Annotated in this window: 5 protein-coding genes and 1 tRNA gene; 1 reads left to right on the top strand and 5 read right to left on the bottom strand. The window is 65.2% G+C overall.

All coding sequences use genetic code 11. The annotated features are described in order from the left end of the window. Positions 1-45: 45 nt before the first annotated feature. The 5 genes from ACODSR_RS18415 to zwf all read right to left on the bottom strand — a co-directional run bounded on the left by ACODSR_RS18415 (position 46) and on the right by zwf (position 5,616). Positions 46-558, bottom strand: a complete 513-nt coding sequence (locus ACODSR_RS18415) for a hypothetical protein (RefSeq protein ID WP_489078060.1) — start codon at positions 556-558, stop codon at positions 46-48. A gap of 65 nt (positions 559-623) precedes the next feature. Next, positions 624-1,247 (bottom strand): bifunctional 4-hydroxy-2-oxoglutarate aldolase/2-dehydro-3-deoxy-phosphogluconate aldolase, encoded by a 624-nt coding sequence (eda, locus tag ACODSR_RS18410; RefSeq protein ID WP_489078059.1) that lies wholly within the window; start codon positions 1,245-1,247, stop codon positions 624-626. Beyond that, entirely contained in the window at positions 1,244-2,224 is a 981-nt protein-coding gene (glk, locus tag ACODSR_RS18405; protein WP_489078058.1) for a glucokinase, read from the bottom strand. The genes eda and glk overlap by 4 nt, the downstream gene beginning before the upstream one ends. Before the next feature lie 109 nt (positions 2,225-2,333). Further along, positions 2,334-4,160 carry a phosphogluconate dehydratase gene (gene edd, locus ACODSR_RS18400; RefSeq protein ID WP_489078057.1) on the bottom strand — a complete coding sequence of 609 codons (1,827 nt, stop codon included), beginning with the start codon at positions 4,158-4,160 and terminating at the stop codon, positions 2,334-2,336. Beyond that, entirely contained in the window at positions 4,153-5,616 is a 1,464-nt protein-coding gene (zwf, locus tag ACODSR_RS18395) for a glucose-6-phosphate dehydrogenase (RefSeq protein ID WP_489078056.1), read from the bottom strand. The genes edd and zwf overlap by 8 nt, the downstream gene beginning before the upstream one ends. Positions 5,617-5,846: 230 nt before the next feature. Between zwf and ACODSR_RS18390 the strand changes: the two genes are divergently transcribed. After that, positions 5,847-5,931, top strand: a tRNA-Leu gene (locus ACODSR_RS18390). Positions 5,932-6,004: the final 73 nt, after the last annotated feature.

Here is a 6,004-nt window from a genome sequence, read left to right as displayed (position 1 = left end):
CCCCCCCCCCCCCCCCCCCCACGGAGGTGGGGGATTATATCCGTCCTAAGGCTGCGCCAGTTGCCCCTTGAGCGCGTCGATGCGGTCATTCTGGCTGTCGACGATGGCGAGTGCAGTGGTGCGGGCGGTGTCGAGGGCGTCGAGGCCGCCATTTTCCTTGCCGTCGGCGATGGCGCTGGTGCGATCGACATAGAGGGTGTCGAGGCTGGCGAGGGCGGAGACGCTGTCGTTGCGCGCGGTTTCCAGCGTGCTGATGGCGACCTGGGCGGCAACCCAGGCGTCGCTGGATACCGATGATCCCGACGCGGCGCGGGCGGCTTTTTCGGCTGTGGCGTAGGCCGCGTCAAAGCCGGTGCGGCCCTTTTCCGACTGGGCGGTGAAGCGGCTGATCTGCTCGGCCAGCCTGGCGTCGACGGCGACCGGGGCGGGGGGCGGGGTGGCTTCGGCGACCGGGGCGCTCTCGATCGGGCGCTTGGCGAGCGAGGGATAGCTCAGCTGCGCGCCGGTGCAGCCGGACAGGAGCAGGGCGAGATAGGGGAGCAGCCGACGGGTCATCATGAGCCTGCATCTAGGGCGCGATGTGGCGGGGCGCAATGGCCCCGCCCTACGTTATCCGCCCACTTTCATCCGCGCGGGAGGGCGGCGGCGGCGCGGGCGAGTTCCTCGATCTTGGCGCCATCGACCGGACCCTTGGGCACGACCCAGCTGCCGCCGACGCATTTGATGAAGGGTTGGGCCAGCCATTCCGGGGCGCTTTTGAGCGTAATGCCGCCGGTGGGGCAGAAGCGGGCGGTGTGGAGCGGGGCGGCGAGGGCTTTGAGCGCTGGCAGGCCGCCCGATGTTTCGGCGGGGAAGAATTTGAAATGGGTAAGGCCCATGTCCATGCCGCGCATGATGTCGCCCGCCGTGGCGGTGCCGGGCAGGAAGGGGATTTTGGCGGCAATCGCGGCCTTGCCCAATGGCTTGGTGAGGCCGGGGCTGACGATGAAGCGGGCGCCTGCCTCCATCGCGGCGTCGAGCTGTTCGGGGTTGAGGACGGTGCCTGCGCCGACGACCGCCCCTTCGACCTGGCTCATTTCGCGGATCACGTCGAGCGCGGCGGGGGTGCGCAGCGTGACTTCGAGCGCGGGCAGGCCACCGGCGACGAGGGCGCGGGCGATGGTGAGGGCGTCCTCGACCCGGTCGACCACCAGCACCGGGATCACCGGGGCGAGGTCCATCACTTTTTCGACGGTCAATTTGCTCATGCTTCTTGCTCCCTGTAGGCGGCGGCGGCCCCGAACAGGCCGATCTCGTCATGGATGGCCATACGGATCGGGACGGACGCCATCAGGCTTTCGAACCGGCCCTTGGCCTTGAAACGGGTGTGGAAACCGCTGTGCGGCAGGAAATCGCGCATCCGCTGGGTCAAGCCACCGGCCAGCACCACCGCATGGGGACCATGGGCCAGCGCGAGATCGCCTGCGACCGATCCGTAGCAGAGGCAGAAGCGTTCGAGCGCGGCGCGGGCGAAGGGATCGCTGCCGTCGAGCGCGGCCTGCCACAATTCGGGGTCTTCCATCAGCATGACCCGGTCATGGCCGATGGTCGCCATCGCCTTGTAGATATAATTGAGGCCAGGCCCGGACACGATCCGCTCGGTCGAGACGCGCAGGAATTTGTCGCGCAGATAGGCGAGGATCTTTTCCTCCAACTGGTCGAGCGGGGCGAAGTCGAGATGGCCGCCTTCGGTCGCGATGACATGGGGATGGCCATTGTCATAGGCGATCATCGCCACGCCAAGCCCGGTGCCGGGACCAAGGATGGTGACGCCGCCGTCGCGGGGGAAGGGGCGGTCCTCGCCGAACAGCAGGGGGAGATTTTCGTCGGGCAGGCGCGAGACGGCATGGGCGACCGCCTCGAAATCATTGACCAGCTTGACGGTGCGGACGCCCAGATCGTCGGCCAGCGTATCGGCGCGGATGACCCAGCTGGAGTTGGTCAGCTTGATGACTTCGCGCCCGATGGCGGTGGCGAAGGCGATCGAGACGGCGTCGGGCAGGTCGCCTTCGCCGCTTGCGGCGTCGTCTTCGACAAAAGCGGTCCAGCAGGCTTGCAGGCTGGGATAGTCGGCGACCTTATATTTGCGCACGGTGCCGAGCGTCGGCACGCCGCGATCGTCGAGCGAGGCGCGCGCGAAGCGGGCATTGGTGCCGCCAATGTCGGCGGCGATGATATGGGTCATGGTCAGGCGCCTCAAAACATATTCTTGTTGTTGTTGTTTCCGCCAACGGCTGAAACCGCGAGATCGGGAGATGGGTCCCCGCTTTCGCGGGGATGACGGAGGTGAGGGGTTAAAGCTCGGCTTCCATGGCGGCGAGGAGGGGGGAGGCACCCTGTTCGGCCAGGTCGCTATGATGGCGGAACAGGGCGAAAAGTTCGCGGCCTGTATCATAGGGCGGGGGCGGGGCGGCAGGGATGTCGCGGGCGTCCCAGATGGCGGCATCGACCAGCGCGTCGATGGTGCCGCTCTGGGCGCAGACGCGGACGAGATCGCCATCGCGCAGCTTGCCGATGGGGCCACCGCCCAGCGCTTCGGGCGACAGGTGGATGGCGGCGGGTACTTTGCCGGATGCGCCGGACATGCGGCCGTCGGTCACCAGCGCGACCTTGAAGCCGCGATCCTGTAGCACGCCGAGCGCGGGGGTCAGCTTGTGCAGTTCGGGCATCCCGTTGGCCTTTGGTCCCTGGAAGCGGACGACGACGACGACGTCGCGTTCCAGTTCGCCCGCCTTGAAGGCGCGCAGGACATCGTCCTGATCGTGGAATACCGCGGCGGGCGCCTCGATAGTCCAGAGCGCGGGGTCGACGGCGCTGACCTTCATGACGCAACGGCCCAAATTGCCCGCCAGCAGCTTCATGCCGCCATCGGCGCTGAACGGGTTGGAGACGGGGCGGAGCATATTGTCGTCGCGTGAGGCGGGAACATCGCGCCATTGCAGCGCGTCATTTTCCAGCACCGGTTCCTTGCCATAATCGGTGAGGTCGCCGCGCGCGACGGTCATGATGTCGCGGTGGAGCAGGCCGCTGTCGAGCAGCTCGCGGATGATATAGCTCATGCCGCCAGCGGCGTGAAAATGGTTCACGTCGCCGGAGCCATTGGGATAGACGCGGGCGAGCAGCGGGACGGCATCGGAGATTTCGGCGAAATCGGTCCAGTCGATGCTGATCCCGGCGGCGCGGGCGATGGCGGGCAGATGGATGGCGTGATTGGTCGATCCGCCGGTGGCCATCAGGCCGATGATGGCGTTGACGATCGCCTTTTCATCGACGCAATGGCCGAGCGGGCGGTAGTCATCGCCGTCCCAGCCGATGCTGGCGAGGCGGTGGGTGGCGGCGCGGGTCAGTTCCTGGCGCAGCTTCGTGCCGGGGTTGACGAAGGCGGCGGCGGGCATGTGAAGGCCCATCACTTCCATCATCATCTGGTTGGAGTTGGCGGTGCCGTAGAAGGTGCAGGTGCCAGCGCCATGATAGCTGGCGCTTTCGGATTCGAGCAGTTCATCCTTGCCCACCTTGCCTTCGGCATAAAGCTGGCGGATGCGGACCTTTTCCTTGTTGGCGAGGCCCGACGGCATCGGGCCTGCGGGGATGAGGATGGTCGGCAGATGGCCAAAGCGCAGCGCGCCCATCAGCAGGCCGGGCACGATCTTGTCGCAAATGCCCAGCAACGCGACGCCTTCGAACATGGCGTGGGAGAGGGAGATGGCGGTGGAGAGCGCGATCGTGTCGCGGCTGAAGAGGGAGAGGTCCATGCCCGCCTGCCCCTGGGTCACGCCGTCGCACATGGCGGGGACGCCGCCCGCGACCTGTGCCGTTGCGCCGACTTCGCGGGCAGCGAGCTTGATCGCTTCGGGATAGCGGCCATAGGGCTGATGCGCGGACAGCATGTCATTATAGGCGGTGACGATGCCGATATTCATGGCCGCGCCGGTGCGGATGACCGGCTTGTCCTCACCACTCGCGGCGAAGGCATGGGCGAGGTTGCCGCAGCTCAGCTGATCACGATTGGTGCCTGCGTCCCGGCCCCGTTCGATGAGGTCGAGATAGTGGCGGCGGCTTTTGGCGCTGCGCGCGACGATGCGCTCCGTCACCTTGGCGATGGTGGGATTGAGGTCAGTCATGCCAGCTGGCTCCGTCACGTTCGATAAGGGCAATGGCCGAGGATGGACCCCAGTTGCCGGAAGAATAGGGGGCAGGCTTCATATTGGCTTCCTTCCACCCGTCGATGATCGAGTCGATAAACGCCCATTGTGCCTCCACCTCGTCACGGCGGACGAACAGGGTGGCGTCACCGGCCAGCAGGTCGAGGATCAGCCGTTCATAGGCGATGCGGCGACGCTGCCCGGCAAAGGCGGCGGTGAGCGACACGTCGAGCGTCACTTCGTCCAGATGCACCTGCCGTTCAAGGCCGGGCCGTTTCGACATGATGGTCAGGCGGATATATTCTTCGGGCTGGAGGCGGATGATGAGCGTGTTGGATTCAAGGCCCGATCCATGGCCGTCGCGACCGAAGATGCTGTGTCGCACCGGCTTGAACTGGATCATGATTTCGGACTGGCGCGCGGGCATCCGCTTGCCGGTGCGCAGGTAGAAGGGAACGCCCTGCCAGCGCCAATTGTCGATATGCGCCTTGATCGCGACAAAGGTTTCGGTGGTCGATGGCTGGCCCAGTTCATCGGCATAGCCGGTGACGATTTTTCCGCCGACAGCGCCCGGCGTATATTGGCCGCGCACGCTGTGGGTCTTGACCGTTTCGGCGGTCATCGGGCGGAGCGAGCGAAGTGCCTTCACCTTTTCATCGCGCACCGACGTGGGGTCCATGCGGGCGGGCGGTTCCATCGCGATGATCGAGAGGATCTGGAGCATATGGTTCTGCACCATGTCGCGCAGCGCGCCGACGCCGTCATAATAGGAGACGCGGCCTTCCAGCCCCACGGTTTCACCCACCGTGATCTGGACATGATCAATGCCGGTGGCGTTCCACAATGGTTCGAACATCAGATTGCCGAAGCGCAGCGCCAGCAGGTTCTGGACGGTTTCCTTGCCCAGATAATGATCGACGCGGAAAATCTGATCCTCGGCGAACAGCGCGCCGATGCCGTCATTGACCTGTTTGGAGGAAGCGAGATCCTTGCCGATCGGCTTTTCCATCGCGATCCGGGTGAGCGGGGTGATGAGGCCCGCGTCGGCCAGACCCTGCGCGGTGGGGGCGAACAGGGAGGGCGGGGTGGAGAGATAGACCGAGAGGCCGCGCTCCAGCCGCCCGTCGATCCGTTCGGCGAGCGCTGCGAACTGGACGGCGTTGCCTGCCTCGACCGGCTGATAGCAGATCATGGTGCGGAAGGTGGCGGCGACTTGCGGGTCGTAGCGGTCGGCGGCCAGGAATTGACGCAGCGCCGCGTCGACATCGTCGCGGAAGGCATCATCGTCCATGTCCGACCGGCCAGAGGCGACGATCAGAAAGTCGTCGGGCAGCAGCCCGTCCGACAGGAGATTGTAGAGCGAGGGGAAGATCATGCGCCGCGCAAGATCACCGGTGGCGCCGAATAACAGGAACGTAGCAGACGATTCGGTCAAAGGATGGTCCTTCTCCGTTGAACATATCTATATCTGCACGATGACGCCCTTATAGCGCACGCGGATGATAGCGCAAGGAGGCTATAGCGCCGACGGCCATGCTGCAACGGCTCTGCTGTGATGCAGCGAAAATCGGACGTTGTGGGCGTGATAAGCGATGAATGTGGCGCGGACTGATTTTCGGCTGGACGGGGGAGCCGGATTTTGTCATTTGGCGGCACCCAGGCCGTGCGGGCGTGGTGAAACTGGTAGACGCGCCGGACTCAAAATCCGGTTCCGCAAGGAGTGTCGGTTCGATTCCGACCGCCCGCACCACTTTTGATTGGCCAGACTCCGCTTCTGTCATTGCGTTCAGATCAATGTGCATCCTCCCCTGTAAGGCGAGGTG

Source organism: Sphingobium sp. FG125 (genome assembly GCF_057809795.1).
The sequence above is the reverse complement of the archived record's forward strand: the minus strand, read 5'-3'. Positions and strand labels throughout refer to the sequence as shown.

Excerpts from the sequence above, each read along its gene's own strand:
- glk (WP_489078058.1), bottom strand. The coding sequence starts at position 2,224 with ATGACCCATATCATCGCCGCCGACATTGGCGGCACCAATGCCCGCTTC.
- eda (WP_489078059.1), bottom strand. The coding sequence starts at position 1,247 with ATGAGCAAATTGACCGTCGAAAAAGTGATGGACCTCGCCCCGGTGATC.
- edd (WP_489078057.1), bottom strand. The coding sequence starts at position 4,160 with ATGACTGACCTCAATCCCACCATCGCCAAGGTGACGGAGCGCATCGTC.
- ACODSR_RS18415 (WP_489078060.1), bottom strand. The coding sequence starts at position 558 with ATGATGACCCGTCGGCTGCTCCCCTATCTCGCCCTGCTCCTGTCCGGC.